20 protein-coding genes and 1 pseudogene are annotated in these 24,860 nt (G+C 60.6%); 9 read left to right on the forward strand and 12 right to left on the reverse strand.

The window, feature by feature from the left end:
- Window positions 1-9: 9 nt before the first annotated feature.
- Window positions 10-534 carry a cytochrome b gene (locus BMZ63_RS05290; RefSeq protein ID WP_091702662.1) on the reverse strand — a complete coding sequence of 175 codons (525 nt, stop codon included), beginning with the start codon at window positions 532-534 and terminating at the stop codon, window positions 10-12.
- 59 nt (window positions 535-593) lie between these two features.
- Window positions 594-938 carry a hypothetical protein gene (locus BMZ63_RS05295; RefSeq protein WP_091702664.1) on the reverse strand — a complete coding sequence of 115 codons (345 nt, stop codon included), beginning with the start codon at window positions 936-938 and terminating at the stop codon, window positions 594-596.
- A 222-nt stretch (window positions 939-1,160) separates the two neighbouring features.
- Here BMZ63_RS05295 and BMZ63_RS05300 point away from each other — a divergent pair, with 222 nt between their 5' ends.
- Together BMZ63_RS05300 and BMZ63_RS05305 are read left to right on the forward strand one after the other, a co-directional pair.
- Window positions 1,161-1,886 (forward strand): response regulator, encoded by a 726-nt coding sequence (locus BMZ63_RS05300; RefSeq protein WP_091702667.1) that lies wholly within the window; start codon window positions 1,161-1,163, stop codon window positions 1,884-1,886.
- Window positions 1,883-3,331, forward strand: a complete 1,449-nt coding sequence (locus BMZ63_RS05305) for a sensor histidine kinase (protein ID WP_091702670.1) — start codon at window positions 1,883-1,885, stop codon at window positions 3,329-3,331. Before BMZ63_RS05300 ends, BMZ63_RS05305 begins: the two co-directional genes overlap by 4 nt.
- Window positions 3,332-3,356: 25 nt before the next feature.
- On the opposite strand, the gene BMZ63_RS05310 is transcribed toward BMZ63_RS05305, so the two are convergent.
- The 5 genes from BMZ63_RS05310 to BMZ63_RS05330 form a co-directional block, all read right to left on the reverse strand.
- Window positions 3,357-5,102 carry an ArnT family glycosyltransferase gene (locus BMZ63_RS05310; RefSeq protein WP_091702673.1) on the reverse strand — a complete coding sequence of 582 codons (1,746 nt, stop codon included), beginning with the start codon at window positions 5,100-5,102 and terminating at the stop codon, window positions 3,357-3,359.
- Between the two features lie 9 nt (window positions 5,103-5,111).
- Window positions 5,112-5,780 (reverse strand): TVP38/TMEM64 family protein, encoded by a 669-nt coding sequence (locus tag BMZ63_RS05315; RefSeq protein ID WP_091702676.1) that lies wholly within the window; start codon window positions 5,778-5,780, stop codon window positions 5,112-5,114.
- A gap of 1 nt (window position 5,781) precedes the next feature.
- The gene (locus BMZ63_RS05320) at window positions 5,782-6,555 is read right to left on the reverse strand and encodes a glycosyltransferase family 2 protein (RefSeq protein WP_091702679.1); all 774 of its coding nucleotides are present in this window, start codon (window positions 6,553-6,555) and stop codon (window positions 5,782-5,784) included.
- Window positions 6,556-6,656: 101 nt separating this feature from the next.
- Complete coding sequence (locus tag BMZ63_RS05325; protein WP_091702682.1) at window positions 6,657-8,057, reverse strand: ATP-binding protein; 1,401 nt, start codon at window positions 8,055-8,057, stop codon at window positions 6,657-6,659.
- On the reverse strand, window positions 8,048-8,734 hold the full coding sequence (locus BMZ63_RS05330; RefSeq protein ID WP_091702686.1) for a response regulator: 687 nt from the start codon (window positions 8,732-8,734) through the stop codon (window positions 8,048-8,050). The genes BMZ63_RS05325 and BMZ63_RS05330 overlap by 10 nt, the downstream gene beginning before the upstream one ends.
- 166 nt (window positions 8,735-8,900) lie before the next feature.
- On the opposite strand from BMZ63_RS05330, the gene BMZ63_RS05335 reads away from it, so the two are divergent.
- The 7 genes and pseudogenes from BMZ63_RS05335 (at window position 8,901) to BMZ63_RS05365 (ending at window position 16,721) form a co-directional block, all read left to right on the forward strand.
- On the forward strand, window positions 8,901-9,608 hold the full coding sequence (locus BMZ63_RS05335) for a thermostable hemolysin (protein WP_177187032.1): 708 nt from the start codon (window positions 8,901-8,903) through the stop codon (window positions 9,606-9,608).
- Window positions 9,592-11,828, forward strand: a pseudogene (locus BMZ63_RS05340) (AMP-binding protein). Before BMZ63_RS05335 ends, BMZ63_RS05340 begins: the two are co-directional and overlap by 17 nt.
- The gene (locus tag BMZ63_RS05345) at window positions 11,815-12,591 is read left to right on the forward strand and encodes an SDR family oxidoreductase (protein ID WP_091702689.1); all 777 of its coding nucleotides are present in this window, start codon (window positions 11,815-11,817) and stop codon (window positions 12,589-12,591) included. The pseudogene BMZ63_RS05340 and the gene BMZ63_RS05345 overlap by 14 nt, the downstream one beginning before the upstream one ends.
- A complete protein-coding gene (locus tag BMZ63_RS05350; RefSeq protein WP_177187033.1) occupies window positions 12,591-13,214 on the forward strand; it encodes a tetratricopeptide repeat protein in 624 nt (207 codons plus the stop codon). The genes BMZ63_RS05345 and BMZ63_RS05350 overlap by 1 nt, the downstream gene beginning before the upstream one ends.
- A gap of 157 nt (window positions 13,215-13,371) precedes the next feature.
- Window positions 13,372-14,238, forward strand: a complete 867-nt coding sequence (locus BMZ63_RS05355) for an MBL fold metallo-hydrolase (protein WP_091702691.1) — start codon at window positions 13,372-13,374, stop codon at window positions 14,236-14,238.
- Window positions 14,239-14,245: 7 nt separating this feature from the next.
- A complete protein-coding gene (locus tag BMZ63_RS05360; protein WP_091702694.1) occupies window positions 14,246-15,979 on the forward strand; it encodes a SulP family inorganic anion transporter in 1,734 nt (577 codons plus the stop codon).
- A gap of 82 nt (window positions 15,980-16,061) precedes the next feature.
- Window positions 16,062-16,721, forward strand: coding sequence for an energy-coupling factor ABC transporter permease (locus BMZ63_RS05365; protein ID WP_091702697.1), 660 nt, complete (start codon window positions 16,062-16,064; stop codon window positions 16,719-16,721).
- Here BMZ63_RS05365 and BMZ63_RS05370 read toward each other — a convergent pair.
- The 5 genes from BMZ63_RS05370 to gdhA form a co-directional block, all read right to left on the reverse strand.
- Complete coding sequence (locus BMZ63_RS05370) at window positions 16,712-18,811, reverse strand: putative bifunctional diguanylate cyclase/phosphodiesterase (RefSeq protein ID WP_091702699.1); 2,100 nt, start codon at window positions 18,809-18,811, stop codon at window positions 16,712-16,714. The two genes, BMZ63_RS05365 and BMZ63_RS05370, sit on opposite strands and share 10 nt — an antisense overlap.
- Before the next feature lie 180 nt (window positions 18,812-18,991).
- Window positions 18,992-19,525, reverse strand: a complete 534-nt coding sequence (locus BMZ63_RS05375; RefSeq protein ID WP_091702702.1) for a response regulator transcription factor — start codon at window positions 19,523-19,525, stop codon at window positions 18,992-18,994.
- A 2-nt stretch (window positions 19,526-19,527) separates the two neighbouring features.
- On the reverse strand, window positions 19,528-20,811 hold the full coding sequence (locus tag BMZ63_RS05380) for a sensor histidine kinase (RefSeq protein WP_091702705.1): 1,284 nt from the start codon (window positions 20,809-20,811) through the stop codon (window positions 19,528-19,530).
- Between the two features lie 60 nt (window positions 20,812-20,871).
- Window positions 20,872-23,445 carry a PEP/pyruvate-binding domain-containing protein gene (locus BMZ63_RS05385; RefSeq protein WP_091702708.1) on the reverse strand — a complete coding sequence of 858 codons (2,574 nt, stop codon included), beginning with the start codon at window positions 23,443-23,445 and terminating at the stop codon, window positions 20,872-20,874.
- A gap of 7 nt (window positions 23,446-23,452) precedes the next feature.
- The gene (gene gdhA, locus BMZ63_RS05390; protein WP_091702711.1) at window positions 23,453-24,802 is read right to left on the reverse strand and encodes an NADP-specific glutamate dehydrogenase; all 1,350 of its coding nucleotides are present in this window, start codon (window positions 24,800-24,802) and stop codon (window positions 23,453-23,455) included.
- Window positions 24,803-24,860: the final 58 nt, after the last annotated feature.

The following is a 24,860-nucleotide window of genomic DNA, read 5'->3' on the forward strand; positions in this document are numbered from 1 at the left end:
GAAGCGCGATCACGCCATGCGCTTCATGATGCGGTCCCCCAGCATGTACTGGTGCGCCAGGGCGGCGGCCACGTGCAGGCCGATCATCACCCAGAGGGCATTGGCCAGTGCTTCGTGCAGGTCTTCGCCGCTGTCTTCCAGCCATTCGATTTCCGGGCCGCAGCCGAACAGGGTCCAACCCAGGAAGGTGACACTTTCCCCTTCCCCCAATGAGGTGGCCAGGCCGGTCAGTGGCATCAGAATCATCAGGGCGTACAGGGCCAGATGTCCCAGCCGAGCCATGGTGGCCCAGTGTGCCGGTGGTTGTACCCGTGAGCGATTCAACCAGCGCCAAAGGCCCCGGAACAGTACCAGGGCAAACAGCGCCAGTCCCAGGCTCTGGTGCCAGTCCATCAGCGAGCGTTCGGAAAAGCTGTGCTCGAGTGCCTCGAGCCAGACCTCGCTGGCCAGCATGAGCAGAAGCAGAACGGCCATGCCCCAGTGCAGGGCCCGGGCCACGGCGCCGTAGCGGTTTTCGGTATCCATCATTGTCATGATCAATCTCCCTGGTCACGGGCGGGGGATTCCCCATTCCCCCGCCGTGAGTCAACGTGTCAATCCCGGCCGCCGCCACGAACGGGGGCGCCGTAGCGGTTGAATTCCTGTTCACGCATCAGGTTGTCTTCGGCATCGCGCAGCTGGACGCGATAGGTGCCGTCATCGGTCTCGTCAACGGTCACCTCCACCCCGGGGCCAAACCGGCGCAGTGCCTGGCCATAGGCCATGATGCGCATTTCTTCGGAACTGTACTGCTTCATGTCTGACTTCATTCGCTTGTCGTCGTCGCGATACTCGTAGCGGTCGTCGTCCCAGTAATCGTCGCTAGCCGATACCAGCAGCGGCGCAGCGCTGAGCAGGGCGGCTGCGGACAAAGCGGCAATTGTCGTGGTCTTTTTCATGACAGAACTCCTTGTTGATTGAACCCATTGAACCGCGATGGTTGTCATCGCTGGTTGAGAGTTATTCCAACAGGCAAACGTCGCAGAAATGTCTCGCAGCCACGGCGAGTTTGTCGCAAATTGTCTCAACGGCCGGTATTGCGACATTTTTTGACAACCTCATGCCCAAGCCGGGCGCACAGTTCCCTATAATCGGGCCTCAGTACACAGAGGGAGTGCCCCGTGAACGCCACGTCCACAATCCTGGTGGTCGATGATCACCGCGACATTCGCGACCTGGTGGGTCGTTATCTCCAGGAGCACGGCTTGCGCGTGTTGCTGGCGGATGGCGGCGATGCCATGAAACGCCAGTTGAAGGATCACGCCGTTGATCTGGTGGTACTGGACATCATGATGCCGGGGGCCGACGGCCTGACCCTGTGCCGCTACCTGCGGGAGCACACCGAACTGCCGGTGATCCTGCTCACCGCCATGAGCGAGGAAACCGACCGCATCGTGGGTCTGGAAATGGGCGCCGACGATTACCTGACCAAACCTTTCAGTCCCCGCGAGTTGCTGGCGCGAATCAAGGCGGTGTTGCGTCGGGCCACCGCATTGCCACCCCGGCGCAGTCCGATGGCCGGCCAGTGTTTGTGTTTTGATGGCTGGACCCTGAACGTCGACCGGCACCAGCTGACCGACCCGGAAGGGGTGGAAGTGTCGCTCAGTACGGCGGAATACAAACTGTTGCTGGCGTTTCTGGAACACGCCGGCCGGGTGCTGTCGCGGGACCAGCTGATGGACCTGACCCTGGGCCGGGAGGCCGATGCCTTTGACCGGAGCATTGATAACCACGTCAGCCGTCTACGCCGGAAAATGGACCCGGACCCGCGCCACCCCCGCCTGATCAAGACCATCTGGGGCGGCGGTTACCAGTGGATTGCAGATGTTGAAGAGGTCCCGGTATGAGGTTCTGGCCCCGGCGCGCCGCCGGGCAGCTGGCGCTGCTACTGGTCCTGGTACTGTTGGTGGCGCAAATCATCACCATCGCGATACTGGCGGGTGAGCGCCAGGGTGCCTTGCGCAGTGCGAGTCTTGAGCACGTGCTGCAGCGGGTTGCCGACGCCCATGCGTTGCTGGATACCACCGACCCGGAGCGCCAGGAGCGGGTCCTGCGCGCGCTTTCCAGCCCGACCCTGCAGCTTTCCATCGACACAACACCCTACCTGCCCCGCGATGAGGGTTCGGCCATGGCCGGGCGGCTGGCCCGGGAGTTTGAAACGCCCCCGACCGGCATGCGCGCCAGCATGGAGGCGGACGAAGAGGAGTGTCTGCCTGACCGTTATCGTCATCGTGAGGAAGATCATGACCGGGACGATGACGATCATGACGAGGAACACGACGAAGACCATGATGAAGAAGACGAACATCGTGATGACGAGTACCACGAAGAGGACGATGACCGGCACGAATGCCCGCCCATTCTGACCGCCTCGCTGCCCCTGGCGTCCGGGCAATGGCTTAACGCCCGGGCCCAGCCACCGGCGCCTTCCTGGCTCTGGCTCAAGGCGACCCTCACCAGCGTGGGTATTACCGCGGTGCTGCTGGTGTTAACGCTCGTGCTGGCGATTCGCCGCATTCTGCACCCGGTGAATGAACTGAGCCGCGCCGCCCGAGCGTTCGGGCGGGGTGAAAAAATCGAGACGCCGGAGCGGGGCCCCGAGGATATCCGGGAAGTGACCCGTGCCTTCAACGAGATGCAGCATCAAGTTAGCCGGGCCCGGGAAGACCAGGCCCGTTTGCTGGCGGCCCTGGCCCACGACCTGAGAACGCCGATCACCTCCATGCGCCTGCGGGTGGAAATGCTGCCGGAAGGCGAGGACCGCAATCGGCTCCTGGATTCCCTGCGGGAGATGCAGCAGCTGGCGGAATCGACCCTGGATTTCATTCGGGGCAGCACAACGGAGATGCACCGCAAGTACGACCTTGAATCATTGCTGGACAGTCTGTGTGGAGATCTGCAGGAGATGGGGCTGGCAGTAACATTGGCTGATGGCCCCAGGTGTGTGCTTCACGGTCAGCCGGAAGCGGCCAGGCGGGCCCTTCGAAATCTCATCGAGAATGCGGTGAATTACGGCGAGCGGGCGGAGGTATCCCTTGACTGCTCGGAACACGAAGCAATTGTGACCATTGTCGATCAGGGGCCGGGTATTCCCGAAACAGAATACGAGCGGGTGTTCCAGCCGTTTTACCGCCTGGAACAGTCCCGCAGCCGGGACACCGGCGGTGCCGGGCTGGGGTTGGCCATTGCCCGTACCCTGGTCCGGGCAATGGGTGGCGATATCCAGCTGGCACGTGGCCCCTCCGGGCAAGGGTTGCAGGTAACGGTCACTTTGCCCAAGGGCGCAGCTTAAGCCTTCTTTTCAGGTGGAGAACCCTTTAATCCAGCCAGTCGCCTGGCCGAGGCGTTGTAAAGTGTCTGATGCGTTGGGGAGGCGGGCAATCGCTTTTCGCCTGCTGATCGGTGAGCAGGAGATAGCTCTCTCTGTGCGCTGTGCCCAGCGCATGCGCGCCTTTCATCGTGAAGCACGACAGGCGGGCTGAGGCTTCAACCATCAGATAACTGTCGGGAGTCTCCTGCATCCAAAGCCAGGCGTTGCGGTTTTCCTGCTCAAGTGTGCTGAAAAAACTGAAATGAGTAAAATCCCGTTTCGAAAATAACAAAAACTGCTCGCTGAAATTGATCATGCCTAACTGACCGTGAGCGGGTATATGCTGCTCGGCAGCCGCCAGAACATTTCGGGGTGTGCGTAGTGGTTCAAGAACACGATATCCCCACGTGGTGAATACCAGCCAGCTGATCATCAAGGCTACAAAGAATCTTGCCAGGGCACTCGAGCGCCAGAACCTCACAAGGCCAATCAGCCAAACCAGTCCGAGACAGAACACCAGAGTGCCTGCCTCGTGCAGATGCGAAAGGTTCTGTGTGTAGTCGGTAATTTTTGCCACCAGATGCGGGTGATCGTTCCACGCCAGAATTCCGATGGTTATCAGAGCGGTGGCCAGTAAGCTATGCACTCCCGTCAGAACGGGGGAAAACCATCGTGCGGGCTTCTGCTCAGCCAAAATCGGCGCCAGGCTTAGCGCAAGAAGTGGCAGGGCTGGCAAAATATAGACCCCCCGCTTGCCAGGGCTCAAACTGAAAAATGCAATGACCAGCGCCACCCATACCAGCATTGTCAGGATCACGGGTTGGCTGCGAAGGGCCCGTAATAATGGACGTGCCAGTGCCAGGAGCAACAATGGCAAAGGAAACCAGAGTGTGGGGACAACACTCGAGAGGTAATAATGCCAGGGATTGATGTGGCCCCAGGAGTCGGCATACCGTTCGCCAGTTTGCTTGAACAGGATGTTGTTCCTGTAGGCCAGGGCTTCATCGGTGCCCAATTGACTGACCTGTAGAGTCATGGGGATCAGCCAGGCAGCGACAACCAGAACCATCACCACGGGGCCGAAGGCGCATCGCCAGGTCAGGCTGTCAGAAAATCGGCTATTATCCTGAATTTTCAGTGCAATGATCGGCACAAACAACAGGGCGGGTAAAAAACCGACACCCTTGGTAATGATGCCGAGCCCCATGAATCCCCAGGCCGTGAAGTACCACTTCCATGATCGTCGGATAAAAAAGTGATAAATCAGGCCATAGCAGGCGACCATGATCCAGCAGGCGACCATGGCATCAATTTGTGCTCTTTGAGCCTGAATCAGGAACTGAGGAGCCAATATCAGCAACAAGGCAGCGAGGGCGCCTGTGCTTTGGTTCCATAAGCGGGTGCCGAGATTAAACACCAATGCGAGACTGAGCAGGCTGCACAAAGCGTTGGGCAACAGGAAAGCGAGCTTCAGGTTGCCGGTGAGCCAGAAAAAAGCGGCGATACTCCACATGAATACGGGTGGCTTGTCCGGGTAGAGTTCGCCTCCTCTCATGGGAAGCAACCACTGGCCAGAGGTCACCATTTCACGAGCGACTTCCGCAAAACGTGGTTCATCGGCCGGCCACGGAGAGCGCAAGCCAATGCCGCTGAAGATCATGATCGCCGCGAAGGCAAGTAATGAAAGCATCAGCCGGTTGCGGGGAATATTATCCAGTACATCAGTTAACGGTGGGGTACGTGAGATAAGCATAAGATGAGCTCAGGATGGGTCAGAGACCGGCTGTGCAAGGGATTGATTCCGTTGTTTCTGGTAGAGATAAGCACCGATGACAGAAGCCAGAATGAAAAGAAGCGCGCTGACAGCCAGTTGATAACGGTTGGCCTGGCCCATGCCCGCTCCGGCAAGGGCGAATACCAGCATTTGTGGCAGGTAACCAAGCGTGCTGCCTGCCAGAAATGGTAGGAAGCGAATCGAAGAGCAGCCTGCGACAAGGTTAGTCAGCAGGTTGCTGCCGACCGGTAGTAGCCGAACCATCAGAATTTTCAGCAGGCTCTGTTCGTGAAAAAGCTTGTTGAACGAGTGCATTCGATGCCCGAAGCGTGTTGAAAGCACATCTCTCAGCAGCCACCGAGCCACCCAAAAACAACCCGTAGCGCCAATAGCGGCGGCCAGGGTTGATGTCACAACTCCCTGCACTCCTCCTAGAGCAAAGCCCAGCGCAAAAGCCAACAGTTGTCGGGGGCCACCAATCCCGGTGAACAGGCCCCCGGCCAGACAAACCATGATCAGGCCACTGAGACCGTTATGGTTGAGGTAGCTGGCCAGTTGAACCTGGTCGCTTATTAACTCTAGCCAGCCATGCTCTACTGCCACATATCCGGTCAGGGCCAGCAGTGCAAATCCGAGCGAACGCACGACTAGCAGCATTTCAAGCCTGCTCCTTGAAGAGCGTATCGCTGGTGTTGTCCGTTATGCTGGTGATCTGTGCAGAACGGGTCCGGTGGATCAGCCACATTACGCCAATCATATCGAGGATGCCGGCCCAGACTCGATTCCAGGCGTTGTACTTTGAAAGCCCGGCTACCCGCGGGCGATGATTGACAGCGACAACAGCTATGTCACCGCCAAGGCCTTTGACCAGGGCGGGAATGAATCGATGAGCGTGATTAAACCAGGGCAGCTTAAGAAAGGTGGACTTCGGGAACAGCTTCAGGCCACAGCCCGTATCCGGAACCCCATCATGCAGAAAGATATTGCGAACACGGTTAGCCAGGCGAGACTGGACGCGTTTCCAGGCGGTGTCTTTGCGATTGACACGGTAGCCGGCGACACAGAAATCTGCGGCCTGTGTTTGTAGTTCATTGGCTTTGTGCAGGAGTGCGGGTATGTCTGTCGGGTCATTCTGGCCATCACCATCCATAGTGATGATCAGCGTGCCATGGGCCTGATGAATGCCCGTCGCGAGTGCTCCGCTTTGTCCAATGCTTCGCTCATGCCGGACCGTTATAAGCCGGCCGCCCAGGCCATTAGCGGTGCGTATAGCCGTAGTGAGCGTACGGTCGCTGCTGCCATCATCCACCAGCACGACTTCGAAACCGGGATGATCACGCATAACATTGAATGTTTCAGTCAGCAGGGTGGCGATGTTGTACTGTTCGTCTTTGGCGGGAATTACCACTGACAGAGTATGTTGCCGAGCCATTTATCCGATCTCCCAGAGTATGTCGGGGCCAGAACCCCGGTGTCCGGAAGTGATTATCGGTTGATGACCTTAATTGAACCTTAAAGGGCTGGCAGGGGGAGTTATCCTGCGGGCAGCCAGATGTGCACACACAGCCCCGGTTGCCCGTCGGCCCGATTGGCCAGTGATAACTGGCCGCCATGCAATTCCGCGATTCGCCGGGCAATGGCCAGCCCCAACCCGGCGCCGCCGCCTATGCGCTGGTCGAGCCTGACGAATCGGCTCAATGCCCGTTCCCGCTCGGTCTCGGGAATGCCCGGGCCCTGGTCGCACACCGTGATCGAATAGCCTTCTCCCGACGGAGACAGGTGCGTGGTAATGATAGTGTGTTTCGGGCTGTACTGAATGGCATTGGCCAGTAGCGAGCGCATCAGGGTGTTCATCAGTGCGCTGTGACACGGCACCTGGGCCTGGCCGTCGGTGTCGTCTTCCAGGGTTGGCTCGATGTCTTTCCTGAGTGCCAATGGCACCACATCTGCGATGCTCTGCTCGATCAGGGCGGACAGGTTATGGGGCGCCGGCTTGCCGTCCAGCCCGGCATCAACCCGGCTCAGCAGCAGCATCTGCTCGACCAGGTGCACCATTCGGTCCACCGCGCTGGTCAGGCTGCGGAATTGTTCCGGGTTATCCGCACAGGCTTTCTCCAGGTTGAGTCGCAACACCGACAGGGGCGTGCGCAATTCATGCGCAGCGTCGGCCGAGAAGCGCCGTTCCCGTTCAAGCGCCAGATTCAGGCGCTTGAGCAGGCCATTGACCGCCTGCACCAGTCCGGCTACTTCTTTGGGGGCCTGGCGGTCATCGAGCGGATGAATGTTTTCCGGTGCCATGTTCCGCACGGGCGCTTCCAGCCTGCGCAGAGGGCGGAAACTCAGTTGGGTTGCGGCAATCACGGCCAGAGCCAGTAATGGCAGAGCGATCAGCAGGGGCAGGATGTTGCCCAATGCCAGCTCCTGGCTCAGTTCCTGGCGGATGTCCTCCCGTTGGGCGGTGCGAATCCAGAAGCCGGTCTCCGGATCATGAAGGGTAAAGGTTCGCCAGCGGTAGCCGGTGGATTCCGCCCAGGTGTAACCCGGCACCAGCCCTTCGCTGTCGTCCGCTTTTAAAGTGTCCAGAACAGGCTCACCCTCGGCACTCCAGACTTCGAACGCCAGCTTCTTTTCATACTTGTGGCCTGCGCCGTTGGGCAGAACTTCGTCCCGGTCCGCCTCCAGTTCGGCGTCCGGGAGGCTGGTGTCAGGTAGCTGGAGCGTGTCCCGCAGCGTGGTGGCGAGCTGGTCTGCAGACTGGGTATCAACAAGATGGCGGACCACGCCCTGAACAATCCTCGTGCTCTGGGCCAGTTCCGCATCGAACAGTTCTTCGAGTTCGTGGTTGCTCTCCACATAGCTCCAGCCGGCGGCCACCATGGCAATCAACAGCACGGCCGAGGTCACCAGCAAAATCAGGGTGCGGGTCAGTGACATGGTTCGGCCTCTGCCGCAGCGCTGTCCAGCAGGTAACCGACGCCCCGCACGGTACGGATAGTGCTCTTGCCAACCCGGCGGCGCAGGTGGTGAATGTGCACTTCCAGAGCATTGCTTTCCGCGCCCGCTTCCCAGCCGTACAGTTGTTCCTCCAGCCGGCGGCGTGTCGCCACCTGATCCGGGTGGCGCATAAGGTATTGCAGGATCTGGAATTCACTGCGCGGGAGGGTGTTGGCCTGGTTGTCGAGAATAAGCTGACCGGAGTCGGTATTCAGTGTCAGGCGCCCCACCTGAAGTCCGGACAGGCAGGGCCCATTGGCACCACGGCGGGTCACCGCCCGAATGCGCGCCTTGAGTTCGGCCATGGCGAAAGGCTTGGTGAGGTAATCATCCGCACCGGCGTCCAGGCCCTGGAGTTTCTCATCCAGTTCGGTGCGGGCGGTCAGAATGATGATGGGCGTCCGGTTACCTTTTTGCCGGGCTCTTCGCACAACCTCCAGGCCATCCAGTCGCGGCAGGGTCAGGTCGAGAATGATCAGGTCAAACGAGTCTTCCACGATGGCGTTCACCGCCTGTTGGCCGTCGTCCAACCAGTCTACGGTGTTCTGGTCCTCGCGCAGCATGTCCAGCATGGTTTGCGCCAGGGGGTGATCGTCTTCTACCAGCAGTATTCGCATCGCTTGCGCCCTGTTTGCCCTACCGCCCTAGAGTCTGCCACAGAAAGCTTAAGGCGAGCTTAAGAATTCTGTCCGGTTTGGTTAAGGGTTGCTTAAGCCCTGGGCCTTACTCTGGCAATCGTGATGAAAAGGCATGAGGCCTTCTTTCGATTGCTGGAGTGCAGCCATGACCGACCCGATGACAATATCCGCCTGTTGCCCGCCGGAGTCCCCGGACGTGGTGCCGGTGTTCCGGTGCGCCGGTCGCTGGCTCAGTGAGATTAAGGCCGACACCGAAACCGCCGCGAAAACCACCGCCTTTATTCGCCGACGCTTCCTGCAGGCCTATGGCGCCGAGCCGGTGTTGCGGGTGCCGGGCCTATTGGCGTTGACCACGGCCCAGGGTTCGTTACTGGCTGCCGTGGGTGTTCGTAGTGCCGGTCAGGAGCGTCTGTTTCTGGAGGACTATCTGTCCACGCCGGTGGAAACCGTGATGCCGGCCCCCGGTCAGGATCGCAACGACATTGCTGAAATCGCGCATCTGGCGGGGGTGGAAGCAGGCGTGAGCCGATACCTGTTTGCGTCCCTGTCGCTGTGGCTGCACAACGCGGGCTTCCGCTGGGTGGTCTGTACCGGCACCGATCAACTTCGTAACAGCTTCCACCGACTGGGCATTCCCACCCAGGTGATTGCCAACGCCGACCCTGCCCGACTTGCCGACGGTGGCGCGGGCTGGGGACGTTACTACGAGCACCAGCCGGTGGTCATGGCCATTCGCGTGGCCGATGGTATTGCCGCATTGGAAAATGGCGGCTTGCTTCGACTGGTGCAGCCCGTGGCGTCTGCAACGGTCAACCACGCCAACGGAGGTGCGGTTTATGGCCACCTTGCCTGAATACTTTCAACAACTACACGCGCAAGTGGAGCAGCACCCGGACCGGGTGGCATTGAAAGGCGCTGCTGGTGAACTGAGTTACGGCCAGATGTGGCAGGCCGCTGGTGAACTGGCGCAGCAATTGAAAGACCGTGGTGTCCGCCGGGTGGGGCTGTGCGGTGACAACTCCGTTGCCTGGGTGCTGGCGGACCTGGCGTGCCTGTTGGCGGATGTGGTGTGCGTTCCGGTACCGGTGTTCTTCTCCCGGGGTCAGACGAATCATTTAACCCAACGCGCGGCACTGGACGCCCTGCTGTTCAGCGACGCCTTGGCACCGAAAGCCGCCCAGTTGCTGGGCTATGGAGTGTCGCTGCAATCCCTGCCGGTGTTTCCGGCTCCGGCCCGGATGCCGGAGCAGACGGTCAAGATTACGTTCACCTCCGGCAGCACCGGCACACCCAAGGGGGTCTGTCTGTCGGCAGGCCAGATGACCGCCACCACTCTGGCACTGAAAGAGCGTTTGAAGCACGTCGAGCTTGAGCGACACCTTTGCATCCTGCCGTTGGCCACCCTGCTTGAGAACATCGCGGGTGTATACCTGCCCCTGCTGATGGGCGCCACGGTCACCGTTGCCCCGTTGCAGAGTCTGGGAATGAACGGTAGCAGTGGCTTGTCGCTGGAACAGCTGGTGGCTGGCATTCAGCAGCATCAGCCGCATTCCATGATTCTGGTGCCGGAATTGGCCATGGCCCTGGTTCACGCGGCCGAACAGGGTGAATTGAAACACCATGATTTCCGGTTCCTGGCCGTGGGTGGTGGTCGTGTGTCACCGGCGCTGCTGGCGCGAGCCGGAGCGGTGGAACTGCCGCTGTACGAGGGCTATGGCCTGTCCGAATGCGCGTCGGTGGTGGCGCTGAATGTGCCCGGCGCGGCTCGCGTCGGTACCGTGGGCCGTCCTCTGAACCATGTCGAGGTCCGGGTGGATGAGGATCGCCGCATTCTGGTTCAGGGTAATACCCATCTGGGCTACCTGGGGGATGAGCCGGTCGCCGAACAGGATGACTGCTGGCTGGACACCGGGGATCTGGGGGCGCTCGACCCCGACGGGTTCCTCTCCGTCAACGGCCGGGCCAAGAATCTGCTGATCACCAGCTTTGGCCGCAATATCAGTCCGGAGTGGCTGGAGAGTGAATTGATCCAGGCGGTCGGTGCAAGGCAGGCCGTGGTGCTGGGCGATGGCGAAGTACAGCCGTTCGCCCTGTTGGTGGTGGGCGGTGGTCGTTCGGTTGAGGCGGTGCATAACGCCCTGGTCCGCCTGAATGAACGCCTGCCGGATTACGCCCGATTGAGCTCTGTCTACATCCGTCATCAACCGCTGACGGCCGGGCAGGGCTATGTCACGGCCAATGGCCGACCGATACGTCACCGACTGCAGGCGGACTTGCCGGTGTTAATGGCAGACGCTTTATTCCTTTCCCTGAATGCTTCCGGAGCCGTGCCGTCGTCTCGCGCGGCTTCCTCCCATACCCGCAATACCCACTATCAGGAGTACTGATCATGACTTTCTTTGAACAATTGCAATCTGAAACCGCCGAGGCCCGCGCCCACGTTACCAGTGCGCCCGTGATCACCGCCATCCGAGAGGGGCGCTTTAACCTGGAGGGCTACACCTGGTTCCTCACTCAGGCGTATCACCACGTCAAACATACCGTGCCACTGATGATGGCCTGTGGCGCGCAGTTGCCGGCGCGCCTGGAGTTTGTCCGCAAGGCCCTGGTGGAATACATCGATGAGGAATACGGCCACGACGAGTGGATTCTGGATGACCTGGTTGCCTGTGGTGAGGATCGTGAAATCATCCGCAACAGCCAGCCCGACACCAGCATTGAACTGATGGTGGCCTACCTTTACGACGCGATCCAGCGCGGCAACCCGGCCACCTTCTTTGGCATGGTGCAGGTGCTGGAAGGTACCTCCATAGAGCTGGCCACGCCGCTGGGCAAGGCCATCCAGACTCAGCTGGGCTTGCCGGACGAAGCCTTCAGTTACCTGTATTCCCACGGAGAGCTGGACCAGGAGCACTTCGAATTCTTCCGCAACCTGATGAACGACATCACCGATCCGGACGACCAGAAGGCCATCATTCAGGCTGCCCGCATGGTTTACCGGCTGTATGGCGACATGTTGCACAACATTCCCCTGGAAACCGGTACCAAGGAGCCTGGACATGAAGCTGCGTGACCGCACGTTTCTGTTGCTGGGTGCATCGGGGGGGATTGGCCAGGCGCTGGTCAAGCCCCTGCAGGCGGCCGGGGCGCGGGTGATTACCGCGTCGCGGCAACCGGAAAATCTTTCACATCAGTCGGGGGTGGCCACGGCCCACCTGGACCTGGCGGCCGAGGATCTCGATCAGCAACTGATCCGGCTGAGTGAGTCTTACCCCGATATTGATGGCGTGATCCATTGTGCCGGCCAGAATCGCTTTGCTGCCCTTGAGGATATGACGGTGTCGCAGATAGACGCCCAGTTGGACGTCAACCTGCGCTCGGCCATGATACTGGCCCGGCACTTTGTGCCCCGGTTCCGGCAAGCGGGCACCGGCGCCCTGGTATTTATCGGCTCCACCTTCGGCAGCATCGGCTTTCCCGGTTACACCGGTTACTGCGCCAGCAAATTCGGGGTGCGGGGATTCAGTGAAGCATTGCGCCGAGAGTTGGCGGATACGCCGGTACAGGTCGTTTACGTGGCTCCCCGCGCCACCCAAACCGCCATGAACCCCACCGAAGTGGAGGAATTGAACCGCGCGCTGGGCAACAAAATGGATGCGCCGGAGCAGGTGGCCAACCACATTCTGGCGGCGATGCAGAAAGATGAGCGCCGTCGTTTCCTGGGCTGGCCTGAAAAGGCGTTTGTCGTGATTAATGGTCTCTTCCCGAAGATAGTGGACAAGGCCATGTTGAAGCAGTTGCCGGTGATCCACCGGTTTCTGAAAGGAGGTGTGTGATGATACGAACACTGATTCTGTCTTTATTGGTCGTGCTGACGACGCCGGCGTGGGCAGCGGATATGGCCTCGGAGCTGGCCGGCATCCAGTCACGCTGGGATGAAATCCAGTACCAGATGCCGGAGGACAAAAAAGAGGCGGCCTTTGAGAAGCTCGCCAGGGAAACCGAACAACTGGTGAGTCGTTACCCGGATAAGGCGGAGCCGCTGATCTGGCAGGGCATTGTGTTGAGCACCTATGCCGGCGCCAAGGGCGGGCTGGGTGCCCTGGGTGTGGTGAAAGATGCCAAAGTCGCTCTGGAAAAAGCGATTGAGATCGATCCCGACGCTCTTAACGGCTCGGCCTATACTTCCTTGGGCAGTCTGTATTATCAGGTTCCGGGCTGGCCACTGGGTTTTGGCGATGACGACAAGGCAAAAGCCTACCTGCAAAAGGCGCTGGCGCTGAACCCGGACGGCCTGGACCCGAATTATTTCTTCGGGGATTTCCTGCTTGAACAGGACGAGCCGGAAAGAGCCCGAGTGTATCTGCAAAAAGCGCTGGCAGCGCCGGCCCGCCCGGGGCGATCCATTGCCGACGCTGGCCGAAAACAGGAAGCCCAGGAACGCCTGGACCGGATTTGAGTCAGTATGACCAGCTACCTGGCTGGTCATACTCTATGATGGTGTCGGCTTATCGCTGCTATAAGAAAACAGCATTTCACCTTTATGCCGTTTGCATATATGCTTAGATCAAAGTATAGGATTCTTGAGCATTTGACGACATCAGAGGTGAAACGCCATGAGCCAGCCCATCGTCCAGCATTTCTTTGACGAACCGACCAACACGTTCAGCTATGTGGTGCGGGACCCGGACAGCCAGGCCTGCGCCATTATCGATTCGGTGCTGGATTTTGATTACGCCGCCGGCCGCACCGATGTGCGCTCCGCGAACGAGATCATCGAATATGTGAAAGACCAGGACCTGACTGTTGAGTGGATCCTGGAGACCCACGTGCACGCTGACCACCTGTCCGCCGCCCCCTATCTGCATGACAAGCTCGGCGGTAAAACCGGTATCGGTGCCAACATTACCGTGGTGCAGGATGTGTTCGGCAAGGCCTTCAACGCGGGCACCGAGTTCGCCCGGGATGGCAGTCAGTTTGACCGGCTGTTCGAGGAAGGCGATACCTTCGCCATCGGCAACCTGAAAGGCCGGGTACTGCACACCCCGGGCCATACTCCGGCCTGCCTGACCTACGTGATCGGGGACGCGGGTTTTGTCGGCGATACTCTGTTCATGCCGGATTTTGGCACCGCCCGCTGTGATTTTCCCGGCGGGGATGCCCGCACCCTGTATCAGTCCATCCAGAAAGTACTGGCGCTTCCGCCGGAAACCCGTTTGTTCATGTGTCACGACTACGGCACGCCGGAGCGTGATGAATTCCTGTATATGACCACGGTGGCCGAAGAGCGTGAAGCCAACGTGCATGTGCATGAAGGCGTCAGCGAAGACGAGTTTGTGAAAATGCGTAGCGAGCGGGATGCGACGCTGGATATGCCGCGTTTGATCCTGCCCTCGGTTCAGGTCAACATGCGCGCCGGTGAAATGCCGCCGGCCGAGGACAACGGCCAGGTATACCTGAAGGTGCCCATCAACCTGTTCTGAGCCGCGCATGAACGTGAAACGCTATTTGCCCATTCTGGACTGGGCGCCCCGTTACGGTCGTGATCAGGCCACCAGTGATATGGTGGCTGCGGTCATTGTTACTGTTATGCTGATTCCCCAGTCCCTGGCCTACGCGCTGCTCGCCGGTTTGCCGGCGCAGGTGGGGCTGTACGCCAGCATCCTGCCGTTGGTGATTTATGCCATTTTCGGCACCAGCCGCACCCTGTCGGTGGGGCCGGTGGCCGTCGCCTCGCTGATGACGGCTGCTGCCCTGGCCCCCATCGCCGAAGCGGGCACCAGTGCCTACATTGCCGGGGCGGTGCTGCTGGCGGTGATGTCCGGCATCATGCTCACCCTCATGGGCGTGTTCCGGCTTGGCTTTCTGGCCAACTTCCTCAGCCATCCGGTGATCTCCGGCTTTATCACCGCCTCGGGCATCGTGATCGGGGCCAGCCAGCTCAAGCACATTTTTGGCGTGGAAGCTTCCGGACATAATCTAATCGAGATTATCCATGCCATAGGTGTTTCCATCGGTGAAACCAATGGCTACACCCTTGCCATCGGGGTGGGTGCCTGGGCGTTTCTGATGCTGGCGCGCAAACATGTGAAACCTTTGCTCAAGGGCCTGGGCATCAAGCCGAGGCTGGCGGACATTCTCGCCAAAACCGCGCCCATTCTGGCGGTGGTGGTGACTACCTTGCTGGCCTGGTTTTTCAACCTGGACGAGAAAGGCGTTCGCCTGGTGGGGGCGGTGCCGTCCGGCCTGCCTGAATTTACCATGCCCCCGCTGGACACCGGCCTTTGGTCCCAGCTGGCCGTGAGCGCGCTGCTGATCAGCGTGGTGGGTTTTGTGGAATCGGTGTCGGTGGGCCAGACCCTGGCCGCCAAGCGCCGGCAACGTATCGACCCGGACCAGGAACTGATTGGCCTGGGCACCGCCAACCTTGGCTCTGGCTTTTCCGGTGGTATGCCGGTTACCGGTGGCTTTTCCCGTTCAGTGGTGAATTTTGAAGCCGGTGCGGAAACGCCGGCTTCCGGCGCCTATGCTGCCGTGGGCATTGCCCTGGCCACCCTGTTTCTGACGCCGGCCATTGCTTATCTGCCGCAGGCCACGCTGGCGGCGACCATTATTGTGGCAGTCACCACGCTGATTGACCTGCCCGCCCTTGGCCGCACGTACCGCTATTCCCGCACCGATTTCGGCGCCATGCTGGCGACCATTGTGCTGACCCTGGTGCACAGTGTGGAAGCCGGCATCATCGCCGGTGTGGCGCTGTCCATTGGGCTGTTCCTGTTCCGCACCAGCCGGCCGCACTGCGCCGTGGTGGGCCGGGTGCCCGGCACGGAACACTTCCGCAACGTGTTGCGCCACGATGTCGAGTTGTGTCCGAAGGTGACCTTCCTGAGGGTGGATGAAAGCCTGTACTTCGCCAACGCCCGTTTCCTTGAAGAAACCGTGCTGGACCTGATTACCCGGGAGCCGGAGCTGACCGATGTGGTGTTGGTGTGCCCGGCGGTGAATCTGGTGGACGCCTCGGCTCTTGAAAGTCTGGAAGCGATCAACGAGCGGCTGCATGACGCCGGTGTCCGGCTACACTTGTCAGAGGTGAAGGGGCCGGTGATGGATCGCCTTAAGGGCACCGAGTTTCTGGCACATCTGGCCGGCCGGGTATTTCTGAGTACCTTTGAGGCCTGGCAGGCGTTGACCAACAAGCCGGACCGGATGATGTGCAGCAAGTGATCCTGTTGAACAAAACCCGGGTATCAGTAGCATCGCCCCCTAGATCACTCAATGTGGAAGTTCTGAATACCGGTGAAGCGCCATGGGAATGACTGAAAATCTGCTGTCGACCGGCCAATGGCTGGTGACGGCTGTTCTGTTCGCATTCATTCTGCTGGCGGCGGTGCGCAGCATTGACTGGCAAACCCTGCGCAGAGACAACGCCCTGCAGCATTCGCTGTTTGGCGCGGCGGTAATTCTCGGGTTTGTCTGGCAACTGCGGGCGGGTATTTCACCGGGGCTGTCCATCCACATTTTTGGTATCACCGTGATCACGCTGATGCTGGGCTGGGGCCTGGCAGTCCTGAGCGGTTTGATGGCGCTGGTGATCACTGTTGTCACCGGCAAGGAACCACCGGTGATGTACGCGGCCAACGCGCTCATTACCGTGATGATTCCCGCACTGGTCACCCACGCCATCATGTTGTGGGAGCGCCGCCGCAATTTCCGTAACTTCTTCGCCTATATTTTCTTCTGCGGTTTCTTCGCGGCGGGTTTCTCGGTGGCGGCCGCGGGCCTGGTGATGTGTCTGTTGCTCTGGACCGGCGGGGTCTACAGCTTTGACGAGCTGATACACGAGTACATCCGCTACCTGCCCCTGTTCATGATTCCGGAAGGCTTTATCAACGGTGCGTTTGTCACCGGCCTGATGGTGTTCCATCCGGACCGCCTGAGTACGCTGGACCAGCGCCGCTACCGTTGATTCAGCCGCTTCTCCCGAACGCTTTTCTGCCACTGGGCCAGCCAGGGTAAGACGTCGTTCGCTGGCATGGGCCGGGCGATGCCGAAGCCCTGCACCTGGTTGCAGCCCATGTCCCGCAGGGCGTCGGCGATCTCCATGTTTTCCACCCCTTCGGCCAGTACCACCCGGTTGAACCGCTGGGCCATGAAAATCACACTCTCGACGATGGCCCGGTCGCTGTCGCTGTTCAGCATGTTCAGAATGAAGCTCTTGTCGATCTTGATGACATCCACCGGCAGGGTGCGCAGGTAGGTCAGTGAGGAAAAGCCGGTGCCGAAGTCGTCCAGCGCCACCTGCAAACCCATGTCACGGCATCGGGACAGCACGTTGCTGGCCCGCTTGGTGTCTTCCAGGGCGGTGGTTTCCAGTACCTCCAGGGTGATCTGGCTCGGGCAGACTTCCGGGTGGTTCTGCAGGTAGCCGCTCAGGTAATCGACGAACCGCCGGTCTATCAAATGGGCGGAGTTGACGTTGATGCACACCGCCAGATTCTTGCCCGCTTCCCGCCAGCGGTTCATCTGATGGATCGCCTCTTTCATGACCCACTGGCCCAGGGGTATTTCCAGGTGGCTGTTTTCCAACACCGGCAGGAACTCGCCCGGCGGAATCAGGCCCCGTTGCGGGTGCCGCCAACGGATCAGCGCCTCGAAACCGATAATCTCGCAGTCGGCCATGCGCACCTGGGGCTGGAAGTGAAGCTCAAACTCCTCGTTCTCCAGCGCCCGGGTAATATCGGTGAGTTGCTCCCGGCGTAGCCGTCGGTTGGCGTCTTCGCCCGGGTCGAAGACCTGGTACTGGTTCCGGCCCTTCTCCTTGGCCGCGTACATGGCCTGGTCGGCGTGGCGGATCAGGGCCTCGGCGTCGGTGTTGTCGTCCGGATACAGGGTAATGCCCAGGCTGGCGGTCAGGGTGATGTTGGTGTCTTCGCCAATGGCGATGGGGGTGTTTACGGCGGAAAGAATGCGCTGGTACACCAGATCGCATTCATCACTTCGTATCAGCAGGACAAATTCATCGCCTCCCATGCGTGCCAGGGTGTCGCCGCTGCGAACGGTTCTGGACAGGCGGTCGGCGATGGTGCGCAGCACTTCGTTGCCGGTGTCCTGGCCGTGTTCGTCGTTGAGGCCCTTGAAGCCGTCAATGTCCAGGTAACAGACCGACAGTGAATGATGCTGCCGGTCGGCATGGTTACAGGCATTACGAAGGCGCTCTTCCAGCAACTGCCGGTTGGGCAGACCAGTCAGGTTGTCATAGTTGGCGGCCCGGTCCAGCTCTTTGGCGTGGTTTTTCAGGGCCGTTATGTCGGTGAACGAGGCCACGTGGTAATAGCGCCCGGGTTCTTGCAGGTGCACCCGGCTGATCGACAGCAGTTCGATGAACTCCTCGCCGTTCTTGCGTCGGTTCCATACTTCGCCGCGCCAGTGATCGTCCCGCTCAATGGTTTGCCACATGGAGCGGTAATATTCCGGTGAATGCCGGCCGGAACTGAGTATGGAGGGGTTCAGGCCCAGTACTTCTGCGCGACTGTAGCCGGTAATTTTTGAAAATGCCGGGTTGACGTCAATAATCTGGTTGTTGTGGTCGGTGATGATGATGGCATCGTGGCTGCGGTCAAACACGCTGGCGGCAATGCGCAGGCCCCGTTCGCCATTCTTGCGGTCGGAAATGTTGGTTTGAACCACCACAAAGCCCGGCTCGACGCCTTCCGGTTTGCCAACGGGCACACAATAGGTGTGCACCCATAAAGGTGTGCCTTGAGCGGTGTACTGCAGCAGGTCCTCTTCGAAGGCTTCGCCCCGGCTAATGTGCCGACGGATTGTGTCAATGGTGGCGGCGCAGGTGTCCGGGCCGGTCAGGATGGTTTCCGGTGGCTGGCCACGCACGCCTTCCAGAGTATGGCCGGTGTCTTGTTCGAACGCCTGGTTCACCCATTCGATCCGGCCACTGCCATCGAGAATCAACACCATGTTGCGGGTGGCGGTGGCTACCAGGGCCAGTCGTCGGGGATCGATGTCGGGGGGTGGTTGAACGGGTTCGGGTGCTTTCGGCATAAACGGGCGGTTCCGGTTAACATGCGTCCGTTGCAGTTTGATGACGGGTCTGTGACAGGCGCGGATGCTACCTGATCCAGAGATGGATAACATGCGAACGATGTCTCGTTCTGTTGATTGCAATCAAAAACCGCGCAACTAAATCAATGCGTTCGGGAGGATAACGGGGAGCGCTGGCTGTTACTCGCGCCAGCGTGAATGCTTCTGCAACTTGCGCTGCAGGGTGCGCCGGTGCATGTTCAGGGCCCGGGCGGTGGCGGAAATGTTGCCGTCATGCTCGTTCAGTACCCGCTGGATGTGCTCCCACTCCATTTCTTCCACCGAGGGGGGCTCGGCCCGCAGGTCCGGCATGTTTTCCAGCGGCTCGAACCCCTGGATCAGCTGGCCCACGGTCACCGGCTTGCACAGGTAATTCACCGCACCCCGGCGCATGGCTTCCACGGCGGTGGCAATGCTGCCGTAGCCAGTCAGCACCAGCACATCAAGATCGGGTTGTAGCTCGAGCAGTTCGGGCAACAGTTGCAGGCCGCTTTCACCGGCCAGGTTCAGGTCCAGTACGCAGCGGCGGACCGGATTGTCCGCCAGCAGTGCCAGTGCCTGCTGGTGATTGTGGCTGACCAGGGCGGTAATACCCTGGCGGGACAGGGAACGGGACAGCACCTGCAAGAAAGCCTGGTCGTCGTCGATCAGCAGCCATTGTTCAGTTGTGGACATGCTCAAAGCTCCTTCGAAACGTTGCCGTCGGCCACCGGCAGGTCAATCACCATGGTGGTGCCTGAGCGGTCTGCCCGGGCCCGCAGGTGCCCGCCCAGGCGCTGGATGGTGGCGTTGGACAGGAACAGCCCGACGCCCAGGCCGTTCTGTGAATCGACCACCGCTTCGCCCGGCATGTCCTGCAGGGTGGTTTCCAGACCATCGCCCCTGTCCCTGACCGCCAGTTCAACGCGGTTCTGAGCCGTGATGCGGGCACTGATTTCCACCCAGCGCGGGCTCGCTGTCAGAGCGTTGGCCAGCAGGTTCAGGACGGCCTGGTCCAGGGTGGCGTCAATCGCCACCGGCGCCTGTGGCGGGCTGTCTGGCCAGTGTATGGGGCCACCGGGCCACAACAGGGTGGCCGACTCCCTCAGCCGGGCCAGCCATTGATGGGTTGGCAGAATTTCGAGTTTGGCGGTCTTGGCTTCCACGGCGGCCCGGGTCAGTTGTTTCAGATGCTGGCTGCACAGCTGGAGCTGTTGTTCCAGTAAGTCCAGGTCTTCGGTCAATTCCGGCGGGCCCAGCTGCTCGGTCTGGTTACGGATTTCTTCGATCAGCAGGGTCATGGTGTTCAGGGGCGTGCCCAGCCGGTGAGCCACGGCGGCGGCGGACAGGCCGAGGGAAATGATCTGTTCATCCCGCAGGCGATTTTCCCGGAACCGGGCCAGCTGGTTCTGCTGAAGACGCAGGCGCCGGGCCAGGGTGCCGACCACCAGCAACAGGATGGCGGCGGTCAGGGCAAAGGTGACCCACATACCGCCCAGATGCAGCTGTGCCAGATGGTCGCTCCCACCCTGGTGCATGGGCTCCTCGGGCATCACCGGCGTGTGCCAGAGTACCAGGAGGGTGTAGGCGACAATGCCGGTGAGTGTGAGAACAATACTCTGGCGCAGGGGCACAAGAATGATGGCGACGGCAATGGGCAGCAGCAACAGCGACACCAGCGGGTTGGTGTAGCCCCCGGTCAGATACAGCCAGGCGCTGATCAAAAGCACATCGCCGGCGAGCGTCAGTGAAACGGTGAGCGAACTGGCCGGAGGCCTGCGGCTGAACCACAGCCAGCCCAGGGTGGCCAGTACGCCGTACAGCAGGCACAGCAGTAAGGCTTCGGCCCGGTGAGTCAGGCTGATGACGGTTTCGGCGACGGCGACAGCGACCAGCATGGAAGCAATGATGGCCAGGCGCATGCCCAGCAGATAGCGGGCCGCCTGTCGATAACCGGTTTGGGAGTGAGTGAGCCATTCCATGGCGTCGATTCTATCAGTATGCCAGGTCAAACGGAGCGGGCAGTGTCATTCTGTCGCAGGTCATTTCGGAAAGTAGCACACCAGTTGCTGGCCAACGACGTCAGCCGATAATTGCAGGGGGCGATCACCCAGTTGATACACCTGGACGGCCCGTTCAGGCGGGGTCGCTTCGGTGTTCAATGGTTCGGGAATGGGCAAATGCTCGGGATGGTACTGGCATTCCCGGCTGTCCGGGAACAGGGCGGCGTAGGCAATGCCGGTTTCCACCAGGTCCTGGAAAAAATGCGAGCCGTAGGACAGGTCCGGCACCATCTCGCCGGATTTCTCCGACACCTCCACCAGCGCACTGACTCCGGCAATGTCGGAAAAACGCACCGGTACGCCAAGGTCCGGGCTGCTGGTGCCCCAGCGGCCGGGGCCGATCAGCAGGGTTGGCGCGGAATCCATCCGCATGTGCTGGCCGATCAGCCGGGCCACCTCATGGCGCTCGCTGGTGGTGAGCTGTGCATAAGCCGGGGCATCGACCCGGATGACGCGCTCAATGGGCAGGTTGATGTTGCCTCCCATGAAATGGCCTTCGGTGCGGAACAGCAGTTGGCCGGGTTCCAGCCGCTCGGGAATGCTGACCGGTCCGGTTTCCCCGATGGTGGCCAGGGGCCGGCACTGCACCACGTTAAAGGCCGGTTCGCCATCGGGCGTCAGGTGCAGGGTGAATTCCACATCCACCGGGTGGCGATACCCGTTCTCCAGCGTGTGCAGCAGTTGTGACAGGCGGTCTATGAAGTTGGTTTTTTGCACCAGCGGCTGGAAGGTCAGCCGCCAGACCGGGCCGTCCAGCCCGATTTGCCGGGCCCGTTCAGTGGCCTGCCGATCGATTTCTGCCAGGTGGGGCAGGGGCAACTGAGGTGCGGCCGGCTGAAGCTGGCTCAGCGGCCGGGTAACGAGCGCGCCTTCGTCCAGATCCAGTACATCCAGCAGGTGCTGGGAATAGCGGTAGCTTTCATCCTGGTTGCGGAAGGGCTGGCGACCGGGATGATCCAATGCCATCACGCAGGCGTGGTCGCCTTCAATCCGGTCTACCGCGCGGGTGCCCAGGCCCATTACCAGCCGCACCATGCCGGCTTTCGGGTCCATGTGGCTGTCCCAGGCAAAGGTATTGCGGGACACGCCCACGCCCGCGGCATCCGGCAGGTAGTAGCGCCCGTGGAAGCGCCCGTTGACTCGCTGGATCAGCAGGGCCATGGGCTCCTCGCGCTGGTCCAGCCCACGCTGCCGGCGGTACACCAGGGCATCTTCGCTCATGGATGAGGCATAAACCTGGCGAATAGCATCTTCCAGTGCGGACAGGCGCTCTTCCGGCGGGCCCTGGTTGACCAGGAAAACGCTGTCGTATTTGCCGGCGAAAGCGTTACCGAAGCCGTCTTCCTGCAGGCTGGAAGAGCGCACCAGTATCGGATACTGGCCATAGTGGTCGAGCAGGCGTTCCAGTTCGGCCCGGATTTCCGCTGGGAACCGGCCTGCCAGAATACCTTCGCGCAGTGCCGGCGCTTCACTCAGGTAGCCGGCTTCCGAGCGTTGACGCATCACCGAGGGCCACAGGCCGTTGTGCACCAGAAAGGCGTAGTAGGCATCGGTGGCCAGGTAGCTGGAATCGTGGGGTTCCAGCGCTGTCTGCCAGAGCCGGGGTTGGTCGTTCAGCAGGATGTTGCGGGCTATCAGCATGCCGGTGGCCTTGCCGCCAATGTAGCTACTGCCGATCAGTCGCTGGCGAATGGTCAGCAAGTCGGCGAGTGACAGGTAATGGCGGGCCAGCTCCAGGATTCTCTCGTCCCGGCTGATCATCACCTGCAGCACCTGTTCCTTTAGCGTGCTCATGGCCTGCATGTCGTTGTTTTCGATGGCCCGGCTGGCGTCCTGGAACAGCCGGTCCCAGTAGTCCAGCAATGGCTGGCGGTGCAGGGTGTCCAGCTCCAGGCTGGCCTGCAGGCGGGTGGCATCGCTGCTGTCGGTGACCGGGTGGAATTCGCCCTGCTGTTCCCGGTGCGGCAAAAACATGGTGGGCGACTGGCGGCGCCAGGCCTTGATCGGGTGAATCTGCACGTTGTCGCCGTGGCGGTGCACGTCGATCATCACCTGGGTGGTCTGGCGGATGCGGTCCAGGGTCATGCGCGAATGGCGCTGCGGGTCCAGGGCGAACCAGGCCACGGTGTCCAGCTCGAACAGGAACGGACACACCACCCGGAAGAAATTGCCCACCATGTCGTCGGTGGCCCAGGCATTGAGTAGCTCGCTCAGGCTGTCGCACACGTAAAAGGCGCCACGACCATGCTGTTCAATCAGGTGCCAGACCCGGCTGGTGAAGCTTTCAAAACCGCCCAGGGCGTCGATGCGGATGGTCCGTACCGCCGGGTGGTCTTCAATGATGGGAGGGTGTTCGCCGAAGCGGAGGTAAAGTACCTGCCGGCCGGTACTGGCGGCAGCGTCCAGAAAAGGAAGAACAAACCGGCGATAGTCGTCCAGCTGTGATACCCGCCAGACCACGTTGTCGCCGATTCGCAGATCATCGAGTACCTCATCCAGCCCGGCGAGGCCGGTGGGTACCCGCTCGTCGGACTGAAGAGGCTCGTGATTCATGGCGCGATCAGATCACGCCCATGGCCAGCATGGAGCGGGCCACACGGACGAAGCCGTTGATGTTGGCGCCCATCACGTAGTTGCCTTCGGAACCGAACTCGGCAGCGGTTTCGTAGCAGTTCTTGTGGATATCAATCATGATTTCCTCAAGACGGTTCTGGGTGTAGTTGAAGGTCCAGGTGTCGCGGCAGGCGTTCTGCTGCATTTCCAGCGCAGAGGTGGCCACCCCGCCGGCGTTGGCGGCTTTACCCGGGCCGTAGGCCAGCTTGGCGTCCTGGAATATGGTGATGCCTTCCGGGGTGGTTGGCATGTTGGCGCCTTCGGCCACGGCGATACAGCCGTTCTCGACCAGCGTCTTGGCATCTTTGCCGTTCAGCTCGTTCTGGGTGGCGCACGGCAGGGCGATGTCGCACTTCACGCTCCAGATGTTGCCGTCTTCCACGTATTTCGCGTGCTTGTGCACTTCAGTGTAGGCACTGATGCGGCGACGCTCCACTTCCTTGATGCGCTTGACGGCGGCCAGGTCGATGCCTTTCTCGTCAACGATGATGCCCTGGGAGTCGGAGCAGGCGATCACCTTGGCGCCCAGCTCGTGGCATTTCTCGATGGCGTAGATGGCCACGTTGCCGGAACCGGAAACCACCACGGTCTTGCCGTCCAGGGAGTCGCCACGGGCCTTCAGCATTTCCTGGGTGAAGAACACGGTGCCGTAGCCGGTGGCTTCGGTACGGGCGCGGCTGCCGCCCCAGTCCAGGCCCTTGCCGGTCAGAACGCCGGACTCGTAACGGTTGGTGATGCGCTTGTACTGACCGAACAGGTAGCCGATCTCACGACCGCCCACGCCAATGTCACCGGCCGGTACGTCGGTGTACTCGCCCAGGTGACGGTACAGTTCGGTCATCAGGCTCTGGCAGAAACGCATGATTTCGGCATCGGACTTGCCCTTCGGGTCAAAGTCACTGCCGCCCTTGCCGCCACCGATGGGCAGGCCGGTCAGGGCGTTCTTGAAGATCTGTTCGAAGCCCAGGAACTTGATGATGCCCAGGTACACAGACGGGTGGAAACGCATGCCGCCCTTATAGGGGCCCAGGGCGCTGTTGAACTCGACACGGAAGGCGCGGTTGATGTGGATCTCGCCTTTGTCGTCCTGCCAGGGCACACGGAAGATGATCTGGCGCTCCGGCTCACAGATACGCTGGATGATTTTCTGGTCGGCGAATTCCGGGTACTTCACCAGCACAGGGCCCAGGGTTTCCAGTACCTCGTGAACGGCCTGGTGGAACTCCTTCTCACCCGGGTTGCGGTGCAGTACGTCCTGAAAAATCGGTTCGAGTTTTTCGTCAAGTTTGGCTGGCATAGCGATTTGCCCTCGGAATACACGTATTGAGGCTGCCCAATATTTGTGCAGCCGCCCA

The organism is Marinobacter persicus, assembly GCF_900114155.1.
GTDB lineage: Bacteria > Pseudomonadota > Gammaproteobacteria > Pseudomonadales > Oleiphilaceae > Marinobacter > Marinobacter persicus.

Coding starts and splice junctions, on each gene's coding strand:
- BMZ63_RS05290 (WP_091702662.1), bottom strand. CDS start 534: ATGACAATGATGGATACCGAAAACCGCTACGGCGCCGTGGCCCGGGCC.
- BMZ63_RS05295 (WP_091702664.1), bottom strand. CDS start 938: ATGAAAAAGACCACGACAATTGCCGCTTTGTCCGCAGCCGCCCTGCTC.
- BMZ63_RS05305 (WP_091702670.1), top strand. CDS start 1,883: ATGAGGTTCTGGCCCCGGCGCGCCGCCGGGCAGCTGGCGCTGCTACTG.
- BMZ63_RS05310 (WP_091702673.1), bottom strand. CDS start 5,102: ATGCTTATCTCACGTACCCCACCGTTAACTGATGTACTGGATAATATT.
- BMZ63_RS05315 (WP_091702676.1), bottom strand. CDS start 5,780: ATGCTGCTAGTCGTGCGTTCGCTCGGATTTGCACTGCTGGCCCTGACC.
- BMZ63_RS05320 (WP_091702679.1), bottom strand. CDS start 6,555: ATGGCTCGGCAACATACTCTGTCAGTGGTAATTCCCGCCAAAGACGAA.
- BMZ63_RS05325 (WP_091702682.1), bottom strand. CDS start 8,057: ATGTCACTGACCCGCACCCTGATTTTGCTGGTGACCTCGGCCGTGCTG.
- BMZ63_RS05330 (WP_091702686.1), bottom strand. CDS start 8,734: ATGCGAATACTGCTGGTAGAAGACGATCACCCCCTGGCGCAAACCATG.
- BMZ63_RS05335 (WP_177187032.1), top strand. CDS start 8,901: ATGACCGACCCGATGACAATATCCGCCTGTTGCCCGCCGGAGTCCCCG.
- BMZ63_RS05345 (WP_091702689.1), top strand. CDS start 11,815: ATGAAGCTGCGTGACCGCACGTTTCTGTTGCTGGGTGCATCGGGGGGG.
- BMZ63_RS05350 (WP_177187033.1), top strand. CDS start 12,591: ATGATACGAACACTGATTCTGTCTTTATTGGTCGTGCTGACGACGCCG.
- BMZ63_RS05355 (WP_091702691.1), top strand. CDS start 13,372: ATGAGCCAGCCCATCGTCCAGCATTTCTTTGACGAACCGACCAACACG.
- BMZ63_RS05360 (WP_091702694.1), top strand. CDS start 14,246: ATGAACGTGAAACGCTATTTGCCCATTCTGGACTGGGCGCCCCGTTAC.
- BMZ63_RS05365 (WP_091702697.1), top strand. CDS start 16,062: ATGGGAATGACTGAAAATCTGCTGTCGACCGGCCAATGGCTGGTGACG.
- BMZ63_RS05370 (WP_091702699.1), bottom strand. CDS start 18,811: ATGCCGAAAGCACCCGAACCCGTTCAACCACCCCCCGACATCGATCCC.
- BMZ63_RS05375 (WP_091702702.1), bottom strand. CDS start 19,525: ATGTCCACAACTGAACAATGGCTGCTGATCGACGACGACCAGGCTTTC.
- BMZ63_RS05380 (WP_091702705.1), bottom strand. CDS start 20,811: ATGGAATGGCTCACTCACTCCCAAACCGGTTATCGACAGGCGGCCCGC.
- BMZ63_RS05385 (WP_091702708.1), bottom strand. CDS start 23,445: ATGAATCACGAGCCTCTTCAGTCCGACGAGCGGGTACCCACCGGCCTC.
- gdhA (WP_091702711.1), bottom strand. CDS start 24,802: ATGCCAGCCAAACTTGACGAAAAACTCGAACCGATTTTTCAGGACGTA.